Raw genomic sequence first — 15,409 nt, 5'->3', positions numbered from 1 at the left:
AGAACACCGGGTACGGCATAGTTGACCCGTGCCGAAGTTGAACTCTTACACGTACGGTCCCGCCGACGGCCCGGAGGTTCTCGCTGTTCACGGAATGACGGGCCACGGCGCTCGATGGGCGCATCTGGCCGAACGGCATCTGCCCGACGTCCGCGTCCTGGCCCCCGATCTCGTCGGCCACGGCCGGTCGCCGTGGACGCCGCCGTGGGACATCGACGCTCAGGTCGACGGCTTGAGCGAGCTGATCGACGCGCATGCGCGCGGCCCCGTGGTCGTCGTCGGTCACTCGTACGGCGGTGCGCTGGCCGTACACCTCGCGAAGTCCCACCCCGAGAAGGTGCGCGGGTTGCTGCTGCTCGATCCGGCGATCGAGCTGGACCCGTCGGATCTGCTCGAGGTGGCTGGGCTCACGGCGAAGTTCCCCGATTACACCGACGCCGAGGAAGCCAAGTCGGAGAAACTGAACGGCGCGTGGGCCGATGTCGATCCGGCTTTGCTCGATCAGGAGGTGGAGGACCACCTCGTCGACGCCGACGAGGGGCGTGTCGCCTGGCGGATCTCGACCCCGGCGATCGTCTCGTCGTGGGGTGAACTCGCCCGGCCGCTCGTGGTTCCTCCTGCCGATCTGCCGACGATTCTGGTGCAGGCGATGCGCGTGCAACCTCCGTACGTCGGAGACAAGTTCAAGGCCGCGTTGTCCGATCGACTCGGGGACAACCTGACCGTCCTCGAGTTCGACTGCGACCACATGGTGGCTCAGGCCAAGCCCGCAGAGGTCGCCGAGCTGGTGCGTCGGCTCCTGTAGATGGCAGCGATCACCGACGAGCAGGTCGAACGGGTCCGCGAACTCGTCGCGTCGATTCCCGCTGGACGCGTCAGTACCTACGGGGACATCGCTGCCGCGGCGGGCCTGTCGAGTCCGCGCATCGTGGCGTGGATCATGCGCACCGACTCCGCGGACCTGCCGTGGCATCGGGTGCTGCCGGTGAGCGGCAGACCGGCACCTCACCTCGCGACTCGCCAGTTGGAGAACCTGCGGAGCGAAGGCGTCCTCGCCGTCGACGGGCGCGTGCGCCTGGGGGAAATTCGGTTCGTGTTCGGCGCCGACTAACCTCGGAGAGCATGAACCTCGGACCGTTCGATCCTCGCCCGACTGCCAAGTACGCACTCGGTAAGGCGAGCCCCTTCGTCGCGGCAGCCGGACTGGTCATCGACGAGATCTCCGGAACTCGGGTGGTCGGCCACATCGAGCTGTCGGAGGACCATCACACTCCGTGGGGCGTCGTGCACGGTGGGGTCTACACCGCGGCAGTCGAATCCGCTGCGAGCATCGGCGCGAGCGAAGCGGTGAAGGATCGAGGCGAGTTCGCCGTCGGTGTGCACAACGGTACCGATTTCCTTCGCGCCAGCAAGGGCGGCAGGGTGGACGTCGTCGCAGAACCGCTGCAGCAAGGCCGAATTCAGCAACTGTGGCTGGTCACGATCACCGCCACGGACAGCGGAAAGGCCATCGCCCGGGGGCAGGTTCGGCTGCAGAACGTGCCGCTCCCGACATGAGAATCACCGGTGTCGATGCGGTCATCCTTGCGGGAGGCGCCGCACGCAGGATGCACGGCGTCGACAAACCAGGCCTGACTGTCGGCCGAATCAGTATGGTGCAGAGGATGATCGACGCGGTCGTGGTGGCAGGCACCATCGTTGTCGTCGGACCGCATCGACCGGAGTTGGCGCCACACATTGTGCAAACCCGCGAGAATCCCGCCGGGTCCGGGCCGGTCGCGGCGATCGCAGCGGGGTTGGACGCCCTCCGCGATCGCAGCGCCGGTACCGGTGACTCGAAAGCACTTCTGGTACTGGCCGCGGACCTCCCGTTCGTCGACGCCGCGGCGATCGATCGCCTCGTGGCGGAGTCGTCCGCCGCGGCCGCCACGTTCGCGGCGGACGGCGACGGACGCACGCAGTACCTCTTCGGTGTCTGGAACACCGCAGCGCTCAGGCGCAGCATCGACGATCTCCCGGACACGCGGGATGTGCCGATGCGTGCGTTGATTCCGCAGGATCACCGCGTGATCCACATCGACGGCGTCGACGACTGCGACACTCCCGAGCATCTGAGTCTGGCGCGGCGACACCTCGCCGAGTACTTGCCGGCTCAACCCGTACCGACCGTCGACGAGGCACGCGACACGATCCGAAACCGGCTGCGCCCCATTCCGACCCGACGTACGGCCACCCGTGACGCTCTCGGTGCGACCTCGAGCGAGCCCGTGATCGCGGCGGCCCCTCTGCCGCCGGTCGACATCTCGGCGATGGACGGATACGCGGTGTGCGGGACGGGGCCGTGGACGATTCGCAGCGAGATCGCGTTCGCAGGCACATCGGGCCACCGGCCGCTGGGGCGCGGGGAAGCCATGCGCATCGCCACCGGCGCCCACGTTCCCGCGGGAGCGGACTCGGTGGTACGAGACGAAGACGTGCGAGTGTCCGAAGACGACTTGGATCGAGCCGAGGGTGCACCCGTGCGCGACGACACTCGGCGTGCGGGCGAAGATTGGATCGCCGGAACGGTACTGGCCCCGGCGGGGACCGAAGTCGGGGCCGCCCTCGTGTCCGTCGCCCTCGGCGCCGAGATCGAGGACATCGCAGTACGCGGACCGGTCCGAGCACGAATAATTCTCAGCGGGAACGAGATTCAGGGATCCGGCGTGCTGCAACCAGGGCAGACCCGCGACACCATCGGGCCGGTCTTGCCGAACTATCTGGCTGCGTGCGGGATCTCCACGACCGACTCGGAACACCTCGACGATTCGCCCACGGCGTTCGACGATCTCCTCGCCGACCCCACCGACGCCGATCTCGTCGTCGTCGTCGGTGCGACCGGAGGCGGAGCCGCCGATTCTCTGCGCAGCGCGCTCGTCGACGCGGACGCGGACATCGTGGTGCACCGCACGCGCGTCCGTCCGGGCGGTTCGCAGATCACAGCGGTGCTACCGGACGGCACTGTGGTGCTCGGACTGCCCGGTAATCCGTTCGCGGCCGTCGCGACGGTCATGGTGACTGGACCCGCCGTCGTCGACGCTCTCACCGCGCGAACTCCCCGGCCTCCGCTGCTGGGATACGTGAGCGGGACCGACAAGGCGTCGACGACGCGCATCGTGCCCGTTGTGCGGGACGGCGCTCGCTGGCGCGTCTCCCCCGGTATCAGGACCGCCCATCTGCGCACTCTGATCGACAGCGACGCCGTGGCGTTGATCCCGCCGCAGCACGAACCCGACGTACCCGTCGAACTGGTGCTCCTGCCTCGGTGAATTACCGCACGGACCCGCGCGAGTAGTCGTTCGACCGCGCCGCAAGCTCGGCGGAGCCGCTACGGAATCGGTCGACGACGAGGTCCACGATGCCCTGATGCACTCCGAGAGGGTCGGCCACGCCGTCGCTCCCGGCGTCGGACAACCGGTCGTGAAAAAGCCCCCTTGCCAACAGATACGACGCCACGAACACCCGCTGGTGGCCGTGCGACCGTAGTGTCGCCACGGCGTCGGGAACGGTGGGGGCGGCGGTTGCGACATAGCCGATTCGGACCGGCACGTCGGTCAGTTCAGCCACCATCAGTGCAGCGCGGCGATGTTCGGCGAGGGCGCGCCGATCCGACGACCCGGCCGCAGCGAACACGATGGCATCACCCGGTCGCCAGCCCGCCGCGAGCAGTCGGTCCACCATCACTCGGGCGAACACCCGGTCCGGTCCGAGTGCCGGCGTCACCGTCGTGCACGGATGCTCGCTCGCGGCGACCTCACGCGGAACGTCGGTGTGCACGTGATACCCGGACGCCAGAAACGCCGGGACCACCACAGCGGGACCCTCCAGCTCGCGCAGTACCTCGGCCGGGGACGGCCCGAGCACGTCGACGAACGCCACCCGGGTCGGTCCGACCTCGACGCCGACGGCCTCGGCCAGTGTCGCGATCATCTCGACGCCGCGTGGATTGCGAGTTCCATGTGCCACCAACACCAGCGAAGGTGTTGCGGCAGAGCGAATGTCGTTCATGTCAGTACTTGCTTCCTTCCTGGTATGCAGCTACACCGACACTCTCGGCCGCGACACCAGTGTCGGATGGTGCATCGGGGAGTGTGTCGACCGGATCGATCGCGAGGCGATAGCCCCGCTTGACCACTGTCTGAATCACTTTCGGGGCACCGAGAGAGGATCTCAATCTCGTCATGGCCGTCTCGACGGCATGGGTGTCGTCGCCTCCTCCGGGGAGTGCGCCGAGCAGATCGTCCCTGGAGACGACGCGACCCGGCTTGGCAGCCAACGTCTTCAGGATCGCCATGCCCGCCGGAGACACCGCCCGAACCACACCGTCGACGACGACGCATCGGCTCCGCACACTCAGCGAGTGACCGCCTGCGTTCATCGGAGCGGCACGTCTCGGTAGTTCCTCGGCGATGTGCCGCGCGAGCGATCCCAGCCGGGCCCGCGTCGGTTGCGTCGTCGGCACGTCCGATTGTTCCAACGGCGCCGCGGTGACCGGTCCGACGCACACGGCGAGAACGCGCGTCCGCAAAGAATGCAACAACGCGTCCAGAACACCGTTCTCGTCCGCCCGCATCAACAGCGACACCACCGCCGGAGCGCTCGTGAAACTGATCGCGTCGAGATCCCCGAGGACGACGGCCTCGATCATCCGGTCCATCGGTGAGCTGTCGTCGGGAGCCGTCCACCGGTACACCGGAACCGGCACGACCTCGGCGCCGGCATTGCGCAACGCTTCGCAGAAATCCGGCACCGGCTCCCATTCGGTCGTGGCACCGTGCAGCTGAACCGCGATCCGTGTGCCCTCGACGCCCTCGGCGAGCAGGTGTTCGAGCACCTCCGCCGAGGATTCGGACGCCGGGCTCCACTCTTCTCGCAAGTCGGCGGCTCGAATGGCGCCCTTCGCCTTGGGCCCGCGAGCAAGAACTCTCGACGCCGCGAGGGCCTCGTTCAACGCTTCCGCTCGGCCCCACCCCTCCGCGGCCTCGATCCATCCTCGAAAACCGATACCCGTGGTGGCGACGGTTATCTCGGGAGGGTCGGCGATGATCTCTTCGGTCACGCGTTCCAGCTCGGCGTCGTCGGCCAGCGGAATGATTCGGATTGCGGGTGCATGCATGACCGTTGCACCTCGTCGTTGCAGCAGTGTCTCGAACTCGTCGGCCCGGCGTGACGCGGTGATCCCGACGGCGAATCCGGCCAGAGGCTCCCCCGAGATCGGTGTCGCAGCGCACGACTCCGTTCCCGCCTCGGCTGCACTCGTCACGTCGATTCGCCCCGAACGTAGATGACGCCGCCGTCCGTCCTGGTCTCGAAGGAACCGAGGCCGACGCTCTCGTCGTCGAGGCACCGTCCGTCGACCAGCGAGAAAACCTGCTTGAGCAGCGGCGACGCGACGGTCGCCTCCCCGGCCCGATCGCCGACGAGTCCTCTGGACATGACGGCCGCCCGACCGAACGGGTCGACGTTACCGACGGCGAAGGTCTCGCCCGTCTCGAGCAGGAACAGGGCCACCTGTGTGCCTCCACGCAACAGCACGGCTACTCCCCTGCCGGGTACCAGGGAATCGACGGTGCACGCCGGTGTCCACTCACGGGTCGCTGGAATGCTGCTCGCGGCCGGCGTGGTGGTGTTGAGCGAATCGATGACAGTCATGGTGTCGGACCTCCTGATGCAATTGCACTGTGCCGATGTTTCTTCGTCGTTAAGGGCCGATTACCCGGGTGTGCACATGCGTGCAGACCCGGGAACCGGCCCGCGTGAGGTGCTCAGGCGCCGATCTTCGGCATGCCCATCAACACCGGCACCTTGCGCCGGCCGGTGTCGTCGAACGAGATGGTCGGGTCCGACTCCGCGGGAGCGTTGACGAACGACACGAACCGGCCGAGTTTCTCCTCGTCTTCGAGTACGCCTGCCCATTCGTCCTTGTAGCCCGCGACGTGGCGCTCCATGTCGGCCTCCAACTCGGCCCCGATGCCCAGGCTGTCCTCGCACACGACGGCCTTCAGATGATCGAGACCACCGTCGAGAGAATCGAGCCACGGCGCAGTGCGCTGGAGTCGGTCTGCGGTCCGCACGTAGAACATGAGGTATCTGTCGATGTAGCTGACCAGAGTCGCATCGTCGAGGTTCGACGCCAGCAGCTGAGCGTGCTTCGGGGACTGTCCACCGTTGCCGCCGACGTACAGGTTCCAGCCGTGTTCGGTCGCGATGACGCCGACGTCCTTCCCGCGGGCCTCGGCGCACTCGCGTGCGCAACCGGACACTCCGAACTTGATCTTGTGCGGGGACCGCAGTCCGCGGTAACGGTTTTCGAGGTCGACGGCCATTCCCACCGAATCCTGTACACCGTATCGGCACCAGCTCGACCCGACGCAGCTCTTCACCGTCCGCAGCGATTTTCCGTACGCCTGGCCGGATTCCATGCCTGCGTCGACCAGGCGTTTCCAGATGGCGGGCAACTGCTCGACGCGTGCACCGAACAGATCGATGCGCTGGCCACCGGTGACCTTGGTGTAGAGCCCGAAGTCCCGGGCGACCTCACCGATGACGATGAGTTGCTCCGGGGTGCACTCGCCGCCCGGCATACGCGGTACGACCGAGTAGGTTCCGTTCTTCTGGATGTTCGCCAGGAAGTGATCGTTGGTGTCCTGCAGGGACGCCTGTTCGCCGTCGAGAATGTGGTCCGAGGAGGTGGACGCCAGAATCGACGCGACGACAGGTTTGCAGATATCGCATCCACTTCCCGTCCCGTACTTGGCGATCAGCGACGAGAACGTGCGCGTGTTCGTCGCACGGACGATCTCGAACAGTTCCGCGCGGGACTGGCCGAAGTGCTCGCACAGTGCCTTCGACATCACGACACCGGACGCCGCCAACAGCTGCTTGATGGACGGCAGGCAGCCTCCGCACGTGGTACCGGCGGTGGTGCAGCTCTTGACCGAGGCGACATCGCACGCGCCGTCCGCGATCGCGCCGCAGATCGCACCTTTGGTGACACCGTTGCACGAGCAGATCTCCGCGTCGTCCGGCAGTGCACCGATGCCTACCTGTTCGGCGGCCGGTGAGATCAACGAGCCTGGATCGCCCGGCAATTCACGACCGACGAGCGGACGCAGTAGCGAGTAGGCGGTGGCATCGCCGACGAGAATTCCACCGAGCAACGTCTTCGCATCGTCGGAGACGACAAGTTTGGCGTACGTCCCCTTCGGTGCGTCGCTGAAGACGACCTCGAGTGCACCCGGTGTTGCGGCCATGGCGTCACCGAAACTGGCGACATCCACGCCCATCAATTTGAGTTTGGTGGACATGTCCGCACCCGGGAACTCGGCAGCGCCGCCGAGCAACCTGTCCGCGACGACCTCGGCCGTCGAGTACCCCGGGGCGACCAGTCCGTAGCAGCGACCGTCGACGGCGGCGCACTCACCGATGGCGAACACTGCCGAATCGGATGTGCGGCACCCGGTGTCGACAAGGATGCCGCCACGTTCCCCGACGTCGAGGCCGCTCTCCCGTGCCAGACGATCCTGTGGGCGCACGCCCGCGGAGAAGACCAGCAGGGCTGCGTCGATGGTGCTGCCGTCGGACAGTTCGACCGTCAGCCCGGCGCTGTCGTTCTCGGTGATGGACGACGTCCCGACGCCGGTGTGCACGTTCAGCCCCAGATCGGTCACCAGCCGCGCCAGGAGCGCGCCGCCGCCTTCGTCGACCTGCAGCGGCATCAACCGCGGCGCGAACTCGATGACGTGCGGAGTCATTCCGAGCTTCTTCAGCGCGTTGGCTGCCTCCAGCCCCAGGAGGCCACCGCCGACGACCACGCCGACCGCGCCCGGTCCCGCAGCCTCGGCGCGGGCGCGGATGCGATCCAGATCGTCCAGGGTGCGGTAGACGAAGCAAGTGTCCAGGTCGTGTCCGGTGATGGGGGGCACGAACGGGTAGGAGCCCGTCGCGAACACCAGTGCGTCGTAACCGATCACCTCACCGGTCGACGTCGCAACCGTCCTACCTTCGCGGTCGACGCTGTCCGCGCGGACACCGAGCCGCATGTCCACCGCCGTGTCGTCCGGGTAGTCGTTGCCGGCGAGCGCGAGCTCCTTGTGATCCCAGGCCCCGACGTACGACGACAGGCCGACGCGGTCGTAGGCAGGCAGTGCCTCCTCGCAGAGAACGGTGACTTTCCATTCCGCTGCCTCGTCGCGAGACCGCAATGCCTCGACGAAGCGATGTCCGACCATGCCGTGACCGATGACCACCGCGTTCTTCGTCGCGTTCTTCATCAGGGGTTCCTTCCGAGAATTACTGCAGAGCATTGAAAGACTTTGGGGCGTCAGACTTCCACCGAGGACTGAGTTGCCTCGTCGGCGATCACGCGCGGTTTGCGCAGGTAGACGGCGTACGTCACCGCGCAGCACAGTACGTAGAAGGCAAGGATCACCCAGAAGGCCGTGGTCGCGGACTTCGCCTCACCGGAGTACGACGCACGCAGAACCAGGTTGATGCCGACGCCGCCCAATGCGCCGATGGCGCCTGCGATTCCGATGAGCGCTCCGGACATCCGGCGGGACCAGTGCTGCTGTTCCTCGGTCGACATGCCCTGCAGCTCGGTTGATTTGGCGGCGAAAATCGCCGGAATCATCTTGTAGACCGAGCCGTTGCCGAGACCGGACAGCAGGAACAGCAGAATGAATCCGACGACGAACAGCGCCATCATCGTGCCGCTGGCGGCCCCCGCGGTGTTGTCGTCCCAGGTGCTTGCGGCCACCAGAATGCCGGTGGCGAACACCATCGACACGAAGGTGTACAGCGTGATCTTGCCGCCACCGATCTTGTCTGCGAGCTTGCCGCCGAACGGGCGGGAGATGGATCCGAGAAGTGGTCCGAGGAAAGCGATCTGAGCTGCGTGGAGCGACGCCTGCGCCTGCTGGGCGGCCGTCGCCGGTGCACCGTCGGTCAATCCCGCGAGAAAGTTGATCTGCAACACCTGGCCGAACGCGAAGCTGAAACCGATGAACGAACCGAAGGTGCCGATGTAGAGGAACGCGATCCACCACGAGTCCGAGAACCTGAGGACATCGATCATGGAGCGTCCGTTGGTCTTCTGGTTGTCGAGGTTGTCCATGAACAGTGCGGCGCCGACGGCTGCGATCGCGATGAAGACGAGGTAGACGGCGCAGACGATCTCCGGTGCCGTGTTGCCGATCGTCGCGATCACGAGCAGACCGATCAGCTGAATCACGGGAACGCCGATGTTGCCGCCGCCTGCGTTCAGGCCGAGCGCCCAGCCCTTCTCACGCTGCGGGTAGAACGCATTGATGTTGGTCATCGACGACGCGAAGTTGCCGCCGCCGAGGCCCGCGAACGCCGCGACGACGATGTAGGTCGTGTACGACGCCGGGTTCAGCATGAAGTACATGGTCAGAACCGTCGGGACCAGAAGAACGAGAGCGCTGAAGATCGTCCAGTTCCGACCGCCGAACTTCGCTGTCGCGAAGGTGTACGGGATACGAAGCACAGCGCCGACGAGCGTGGGGACGGCGACGAGGAAGAATTTTCCTGCGGCGTCGATTCCGTACACCGACACAGGCATGAACAGCACCATGACCGACCAGATCGACCAGATGGAGAAGCCGACGTGCTCCGCGACGACGGACCAGATCAGATTCCGCTTCGCGATCGCCTTTCCACCGGCCTCCCAGGCGGCGACGTCCTCGGAGTTCCAGTGGCTGATGCGGTGCTTGATCGACACCGGCACCGTCCCCGGAGGGGGTGTCGACGGTGCGGGTGTCGAATCGGGCGCCGCATCGGCTTGTGGTGCCTCGGGAATGCTGGTCACGTGGGCCTCCTGATCGCGTGGGAGACCCAAAGATAGAAAAGCCATGTTGCGCGGGCGCTGCGCGCGGTGACCCCTTGATTAACTTGGTCTCACGAACACGCAAAGCCCGCCGTGAGATCACCGAGTGTCGTCGAGCCCGCGTCTCACCACGTATCTTCGAGCATGCGGGGCTTACAGCACAGATATCCCGCGACCAGCTGAATCGCGACGCATCCGGTGAGAACCAGGATGGGGATGCCCCAGCCCCCGGAGAGCGTGTGCAGGAAGCCGAAGGACAGCGGACCCGTCGCCGAGACCACGTAGCCCAATCCCTGCGTGAACCCGGACAGGCCGGATGATCCTGCCGGAGTGCGTGTCCGAAGGTTGATGAGTGTCAACGACATCGGGAACGTCATCGTGCCGAGCCCGACGAGGCAGACCCACACCACTGTTCCACTGGTCGGGGTGAAATGCAGGCCGGCGAATCCCACCAGGTAGAAGACGGCGGCGGCGACGACGAGGCCGTACGGGTTGCGCAGCCGAGCGCAGAGCGACGGCGCGGCCAGTGACGCGATCAGCCCCATTCCACCGAACGCGGCCACCGACGCCCCTGCTGCGGCCTCCCCGATGCCTGCGTCGGTGAGCACGGTCGGCAGCCACGTCAGCATCGCGTAGGTGATGAACGACGTCATCGCGAACATGCCGACCATCCCCCAGGCCAGCGACGACCGCCAGATACGACCCTGCGGTTTCTCGTGCACAGCGGACGTGCCGCCCTCGCCGGTCGTGTCCGCGACATCGTGGCCGCGACGCGACATCACCACGCCCAGCCAGGGCACAGCAGCGGCCAGGCCGACGAGCGCCCAGATTCCGATGGACAGTCGCCACCCGTGCGCGTCGGCGACCGGCACCGCCAGCAACGGCGGGACCATGGTGCTGACCTGCAGTGCGCAGATGTACATGGTGCTGACGATGGCGAGTCGGTCGGAGAAGTACCGCTTCACCAGAGGCGGAATGACGACGTTGCCGATTCCCATTCCGGCGAGAGCCACTGCGGACAGAAGAATGAGCGACGCGGTCCCCGGAGCGAAGGCCCGGGTGGCCATGCCGACCGTCGTCAACGCCATCGCGAGAAGAGCGGTGCGTTCCATACCGGTTCGCTTGACCAGGACGGGCGTCAGCAGTCCGAAGACGGCGAACATCGCCGGGGGAAGCATGCCGATGAGTCCCACGACGGACGACCCGAACTGCAGGTCGGTTCCGATACGGCCGAACAGCGGGCTGATGGACGTCACTGCCGCGCGGAGCGTCAACGCGGAGACGATGATCGCGGCGAATACCAGGACGCGTCCGCGCAGAAGGTTCTGCGCCTCGGCGCCTGCCCCGGTCTCTGTCATTGCGGTAGTACTCACGGCAGAAATCATAGGATGACCGGATCACCAGACGCAAAGAAGTTAAACTGACCGCCGAACGACAAGCCGACAACATCGAACGACGACGGGGAGAGCACGGGTGCAGCAGGTTCAACGGTCCAGCCTGATCTCGCAGGTGACAGCGCAACTGCGGGCCGAGATCGTGGCCGAACGCTGGCCCGTCGGCACCCGAATCCCCACCGAAGCCGAGCTCTGTGAACTGACCGGCACCGGCCGCAACACCGTCCGCGAGGCAGTGCAGGCCCTCGTGCACGCAGGAATGGTCGAACGCCGTCAAGGGTCGGGCACATTCGTACTGGCGACCTCGGACCTGGGCGGAACGCTCGGCAAGTACTTCGCCGACGCACAGGATCGCGACGTCACCGAGCTGCGACGCACCCTCGAAGTGACCGCGGCGATGCTGGCGGCCGAACGCCGCGACGACGCCGACGTCGCCGCGTTGACCGCGGCACTCGCCGACAGGCACTCGGCGTGGGCGCACGACGGCACCGACACCGCGATCGCGGTCGATGCCAGGTTCCACCGCGCCATCGTCGCGGCCAGCCACAATGCCATCTACCTCGAGTTCTACGACTCGCTGATGCCGATCATCGTCCAGACGATGCACCACCACGTCGCGGACCACGACAACGGATACGACGACGAGCACTCGGCACTGGTCGACGCCATCGTCCGCGGCGACGCCGAAGGCGCTCGCACGGCATCACTGAGGTTCTTCGACGAACTCGAGACGCCGGAACACTGACTCCCGAGCCCGCGGCGCTCAGAGCAGCAGCCTGACCAGGTCCGCGGTGCGCGCGAGACCGGGGAATGCCTCCGGGGTCGAACGCGGGTGGAGCGCATGAACGGAAAAGCGAAAGATCAACGCGCGCAACAACATCTGCGGCCACTCGGGAAGATCTTCCCACCGACCGATCAACGCGTCGTCGGCTCCGCCCCACGAGATCGCGTCGACGACCGTCACCGCGGCCGCCCAGGAGGCCGGCCTCCAATACGGCGCGATGTCGGTGATGCCCGGCGCCTCGCTTCCGTCGAACAACACGGTCCCGAACAGGTCACCGTGCACCAACTGATCACCGACACCCACCGGCTTGCGGAGGCTAGCAAGCTGCTTGATCAATTCCAGGCTCTGCTTGCCGTCGGCCGAGGTGACCTCAGGCGCCCCGGCCGCACGCGCCACACGCAACGGCGTCGCCTCCCACGCCGCACGGTCCGCGGCGGTGAACACGTCCGCATCGGACCACGGCGCGACGGGCGGCTGCACCAGAAAGCGCGGGCGTTCCAGACCGGCAGTCGCGGCATGCAGCCGCACCGACAGGGAGACGACCTCGTCGTGCCGCGGTTCCGGCGAGCCGACGATGAACGTGTCCGCGCGCCAACTACTGACGACGTAGCGGCCGTCCGTCGACCGCACCGGACGCGCCAGACGGAGACCGTCCACGGCCAAGGTCTCGCGCACCTTCGCGGACCACGCGGCTCGCGCGTGGTCGGCGACCGGCGAGAGCACGACGTCGCCGAGCCTCCAGCCACCGTCCCAATCCGCACCGAGCGGCACGGGAGGTACGTCACGCAGCCCGAATGTGGAGATCACGTGCTGAGGGGGTTCCAGTGAGCTCACGTCCGTCACGCTACCGTGGGCCACCTCCGACGGTGAGGAAGGCGCGCTAGTACACCGGAAGAGACGGATCCACCTGACGAGCCCACGCGACGATGCCACCGTGCAGGTGAACAGCGTCGGCGAAACCGGCCTTCTTCAGCACCGCCAAGACCTCCGCCGACCGAATTCCGGTTTTGCAGTGCAGAACGATTCGGCGATTCTGCGGAAGCTCCGCCATCGCCTCACCGGACAGGAATCGCCCCTTCGGAACGAGCGTCGCGCCGTCGATCCTGACGATGTCCCACTCCACCGGCTCACGCACGTCGATCAATGCGATCTCGTCGGGCCCCTTCAACAATGCCGCGAGTTCCGCGGGGGTGATCGACGACGATTCGGCGGCATCGGCTGCCTCGTCGGTGACCACACCGCAGAATTCGTCGTAGTCGATCAGCTCGGTGACCGGACGCCGATCCGGGTCCCGCTGGACGTTCAGGGTTCGGTAGCTCATCGACAACGCGTCGTAGATCATGAGCCGCCCCAGCAAGGTCTCACCGATCCCGGTGATCAGTTTGATCGCCTCGGTGACCATGATGGAACCGACGGACGCGCACAGCACACCGAGCACACCGCCTTCGGCGCACGACGGCACCAGTCCCGGTGGCGGCGCCTCCGGGTAGAGGTCGCGGTAGTTCAGCCCGAGACCACCGGGGGCGTCCTCCCAGAACACCGAGACCTGGCCCTGGAACCGGTAGATCGACCCCCACACGTACGGCTTGCCCGCCAGGATCGCAGCGTCGTTGACCAGATATCGCGTCGCGAAATTGTCGGTACCGTCCAGAATCAGGTCGTACTGCCGGAACAAGTCGACCGCGTTGCTGTTATCCAGCCGCATCCGATGCAGCCGCACGTCGACGCCGTCGTTCAGCTCGAGGACGGACTCACGCGCACTGACGGCCTTGGGCCGCCCCACGTCGGACGCCCCGTGAATGACCTGACGCTGAAGGTTGGACAGTTCGACGTCGTCGAACTCCACGATGCCCAGCGTGCCCACCCCGGCTGCGGCCAGGTACAGCAGTGCGGGCGAGCCGAGGCCTCCGGCGCCGATGACGAGCACACGTGCGGCGCGAAGACGTCGCTGACCGACAGTTCCGACGTCGGGAATGATCAGGTGGCGGCTGTAGCGGGCGACCTCGTCGTAGGACAACGGGCCCGACGGTTCCACCAGGGGCGGCAACACGCTCATCGACTTGCTTTCTCCTCGCGGGCACCGCCGACCGTGACCTGGTGACACGGCAGCGGACTTCAGGCCACGCTACTCGCCGAAATCAGCCTCGCGGATACGGCCACGGATTGAATCGACACGTCTTTCCGTCCATCGGAACCACGCCCTCCGGATCGAGCCGCGCGATGTCGTCGTTGGCGGTTCCGAACGTCTGCTGCATCATCACCGGCGCCAGACCACCGTCGGTTTCGCACGGCTGATGCTGCTGGTACCCGATGGCGTGCCCGACCTCGTGATTGATCTGATACTGCCGGTAGGAACCGATGTCACCCTGGAACGCGATGGCCCCTCGAACCCAGCGCGGCTCGTTGAGGACGACCCGGCCGATACCGGGGTTGTAGCACGACACTTCCAGCTGAATGTCGTACCCGCACGCCTGCCGAATGCTCATCTGAGACGTCAGCGAGATCCGAAAGTCCGGTTCACCTTGGTCGATCCGTCGGAACGCGAAGCGTTGATCGTTGGTCCAGCTCTTCGGGTTGCCCAGCGTCTGATCGACGAGTCGGCCGAACGACTCCTCGCCGCCGAAACCGGCCGTGTCGACACCGTCCTCGACCTCGACCGTGTAGGTGAACACCCGTTCGCTCCCCTGGCCCACCTGACCGGTCGCGCCCTGCACGACATGCCAAGTCCCCGCACCCTGGACCGTGAACGAACCACCGTCGGGCAGCTCACCGGAGGGAATCGAATCCGCGAAGTTGCCGTCCGCAGCAGGCGGAACACCGATCACACCCGTCGAATCTCCACTCGGACTGAGGGCACCGAAACCCGGGTCCGCCGGCTGATCGATGCCCGACGATGCCGTCGTCGTCGGCTCGCCGGTACGAACCGCATCGAACACCACCAAAGACGTCACCACGAGCAGAATCGGAACCGCATAGGCACGCCACCCGTACACCGACGTGAACTTGCCGAGCTTGGACTGCTTCTTCGCCTTCCGAGGCGGCCGCGGCGCACGTGTGCGAGCCGAGTCGTCGCGCGCCGTCGGATCCCATTGAGCCCGCAGTGGTTGGTGAGAACCCCGGCCGCCGACACCGCGGGAGAAGTCCCCGTCCCGGCCCCGATCCTCGACGGGGTGACGCCGCTCGACGCGCCGAGACGCAGAGTCCGGCCGCTGATCGTCGTACTCGTCGTCGGCCCACGCCCTCCCGCTGCGTCGCGGCCCACCTCGGTCACTCACCTCGCCAGAATCTCACAGTCACCGGCATCCGCCGTTCGCCGCGCCGATGTTTGTACTTCAGAACAATCTT

14 protein-coding genes are annotated in these 15,409 nt (G+C 66.4%); 5 read left to right on the top strand and 9 right to left on the bottom strand.

What is annotated here, in order from left to right; translation table 11 throughout:
- The first annotated feature begins 28 nt into the window (after positions 1 to 28).
- The 4 genes from ACFULT_RS24105 to ACFULT_RS24090 are packed head-to-tail and all read left to right on the top strand — an operon-like array spanning position 29 to position 3,308.
- Positions 29 to 805 carry an alpha/beta fold hydrolase gene (locus ACFULT_RS24105; protein WP_378482745.1) on the top strand — a complete coding sequence of 259 codons (777 nt, stop codon included), beginning with the start codon at positions 29 to 31 and terminating at the stop codon, positions 803 to 805.
- Positions 806 to 1,111, top strand: coding sequence for an MGMT family protein (locus tag ACFULT_RS24100; RefSeq protein WP_037111096.1), 306 nt, complete (start codon positions 806 to 808; stop codon positions 1,109 to 1,111).
- An 11-nt stretch (positions 1,112 to 1,122) separates the two neighbouring features.
- Positions 1,123 to 1,557: a PaaI family thioesterase gene (locus ACFULT_RS24095; protein WP_094719038.1), complete on the top strand. Its 435-nt coding sequence runs from the start codon at positions 1,123 to 1,125 to the stop codon at positions 1,555 to 1,557.
- Positions 1,554 to 3,308, top strand: coding sequence for an NTP transferase domain-containing protein (locus ACFULT_RS24090; protein ID WP_378482744.1), 1,755 nt, complete (start codon positions 1,554 to 1,556; stop codon positions 3,306 to 3,308). Before ACFULT_RS24095 ends, ACFULT_RS24090 begins: the two co-directional genes overlap by 4 nt.
- Position 3,309: 1 nt before the next feature.
- On the opposite strand, the gene ACFULT_RS24085 is transcribed toward ACFULT_RS24090, so the two are convergent.
- From ACFULT_RS24085 to ACFULT_RS24060, 6 genes are all read right to left on the bottom strand, one after another.
- The gene (locus tag ACFULT_RS24085; RefSeq protein WP_378482743.1) at positions 3,310 to 4,047 is read right to left on the bottom strand and encodes a sirohydrochlorin chelatase; all 738 of its coding nucleotides are present in this window, start codon (positions 4,045 to 4,047) and stop codon (positions 3,310 to 3,312) included.
- 1 nt (position 4,048) lies between these two features.
- Positions 4,049 to 5,302 carry a uroporphyrinogen-III synthase gene (locus ACFULT_RS24080; protein WP_378482742.1) on the bottom strand — a complete coding sequence of 418 codons (1,254 nt, stop codon included), beginning with the start codon at positions 5,300 to 5,302 and terminating at the stop codon, positions 4,049 to 4,051.
- Positions 5,299 to 5,691: a nitrite reductase small subunit NirD gene (gene nirD, locus ACFULT_RS24075; protein ID WP_037111104.1), complete on the bottom strand. Its 393-nt coding sequence runs from the start codon at positions 5,689 to 5,691 to the stop codon at positions 5,299 to 5,301. The genes ACFULT_RS24080 and nirD overlap by 4 nt, the downstream gene beginning before the upstream one ends.
- A 113-nt stretch (positions 5,692 to 5,804) precedes the next feature.
- Positions 5,805 to 8,312, bottom strand: coding sequence for a nitrite reductase large subunit NirB (gene nirB / locus ACFULT_RS24070; protein WP_378482741.1), 2,508 nt, complete (start codon positions 8,310 to 8,312; stop codon positions 5,805 to 5,807).
- A 50-nt stretch (positions 8,313 to 8,362) separates the two neighbouring features.
- Entirely contained in the window at positions 8,363 to 9,787 is a 1,425-nt protein-coding gene (locus ACFULT_RS24065; RefSeq protein WP_378482774.1) for a nitrate/nitrite transporter, read from the bottom strand.
- 224 nt (positions 9,788 to 10,011) lie between these two features.
- Positions 10,012 to 11,259 carry an MFS transporter gene (locus ACFULT_RS24060; RefSeq protein ID WP_378482740.1) on the bottom strand — a complete coding sequence of 416 codons (1,248 nt, stop codon included), beginning with the start codon at positions 11,257 to 11,259 and terminating at the stop codon, positions 10,012 to 10,014.
- Between the two features lie 100 nt (positions 11,260 to 11,359).
- Here ACFULT_RS24060 and ACFULT_RS24055 point away from each other — a divergent pair, with 100 nt between their 5' ends.
- Entirely contained in the window at positions 11,360 to 12,025 is a 666-nt protein-coding gene (locus ACFULT_RS24055; protein WP_037111110.1) for a FadR/GntR family transcriptional regulator, read from the top strand.
- An 18-nt stretch (positions 12,026 to 12,043) separates the two neighbouring features.
- On the opposite strand, the gene ACFULT_RS24050 is transcribed toward ACFULT_RS24055, so the two are convergent.
- The 3 genes from ACFULT_RS24050 to ACFULT_RS24040 form a co-directional block, all read right to left on the bottom strand.
- A complete protein-coding gene (locus tag ACFULT_RS24050) occupies positions 12,044 to 12,898 on the bottom strand; it encodes a TIGR02569 family protein (RefSeq protein WP_037111516.1) in 855 nt (284 codons plus the stop codon).
- 46 nt (positions 12,899 to 12,944) lie between these two features.
- Entirely contained in the window at positions 12,945 to 14,120 is a 1,176-nt protein-coding gene (gene moeZ / locus ACFULT_RS24045) for an adenylyltransferase/sulfurtransferase MoeZ (RefSeq protein WP_037111112.1), read from the bottom strand.
- An 82-nt stretch (positions 14,121 to 14,202) separates the two neighbouring features.
- The gene (locus ACFULT_RS24040; RefSeq protein WP_378482739.1) at positions 14,203 to 15,339 is read right to left on the bottom strand and encodes a DUF3152 domain-containing protein; all 1,137 of its coding nucleotides are present in this window, start codon (positions 15,337 to 15,339) and stop codon (positions 14,203 to 14,205) included.
- Positions 15,340 to 15,409 lie beyond the last annotated feature (70 nt).

The organism is Rhodococcus sp. NPDC057297, from assembly GCF_042667435.1.
In the GTDB taxonomy this organism is placed as follows: domain Bacteria; phylum Actinomycetota; class Actinomycetes; order Mycobacteriales; family Mycobacteriaceae; genus Rhodococcoides.
This window is presented reverse-complemented; position numbering and strand designations above follow the sequence as displayed.